Origin of the sequence: Paenibacillus rhizolycopersici (genome assembly GCF_014947195.2) — a bacterium.
GTDB classification, from domain to species: Bacteria; Bacillota; Bacilli; order Paenibacillales; family Paenibacillaceae; genus Fontibacillus; species Fontibacillus rhizolycopersici.
The window spans coordinates 1-798 of the sequence record NZ_JADCNN020000049.1 but is presented as its reverse complement, the minus strand read 5'-3'; the positions used below and the strand labels follow the sequence as shown (position 1 = coordinate 798).

Below are 798 nucleotides of genomic sequence, written 5' to 3'. Positions count from 1 at the left end.
CACCTTCAAGAGAATCCAAAAACATCGTAAGATGTTAGGGACAACTTTGGAGGTGTTTTTTGCGTTGGCAACAAGAGTAAGTTACCCAGTTGATATCAAAATGAAGGCTATCGAGATGAGATTAGAAAATGTGCCGGTAAGGGAGGTCATGGAGCAACTTAACATAAAGAACGAGACGCAACTGAAAACTTGGATGCGCTGGTATCGAGCGGGTGAATTACACCGTCTTGAACAGCCTGTAGGTAAGCAATACAGTTATGGTAAAGGACCGAAGTACGAATCTGAAATTGAGAGATTACAATTAGAAAATCGTTTCCTTAAGCAACAGGTAGAAGTGCTAAAAAAGTTCAAGGAGTTGGAGAGGAGCTGTCGCCTGAAGTTGTAATTCCATGGATGGAGAGTATTCAAAACATGGCCACGGTACAACAGGCCTGTGCATGGATCGGCTTGCCGCGGTCAACGTACTATCGCTGGAAAAAGCAAGGACTCCCTACAACGCCCAACTCGCTTGTCTCACGCGTCCAGGAGCTGTGTCAGAAGCATCGATTTCGTTACGGGTATCGCAAGATCACCTCTGAATTACGGCGTCATGAGACCGTCAATCACAAGCGAGTGCAGAAGATCATGCAACATTACGGTTGGCAATGCCGAGTGAAGGTAAAGAAACGGAAGCAAACCGGACAACCTGCACACGTAGCAGAGCATTTACTGAAGCGGCAATTTCATGCGGAACAGCCTTTGCAAAAGCTAGTCACAGATATTACGTATCTACCTTACGGCAGCACCATGATGTATTTG

At 45.7% G+C, this 798-nt stretch carries 1 protein-coding gene and 1 pseudogene; both read left to right on the top strand.

All coding sequences use genetic code 11. The features are described from left to right. Positions 1–385: pseudogene (locus IM700_RS22905) on the top strand (helix-turn-helix domain-containing protein); the annotation flags it as partial. A 26-nt stretch (positions 386–411) separates the two neighbouring features. Continuing rightward, positions 412–798: IS3 family transposase (locus IM700_RS22900; RefSeq protein ID WP_204801204.1), on the top strand; the 387-nt coding region annotated here is incomplete at its 3' end.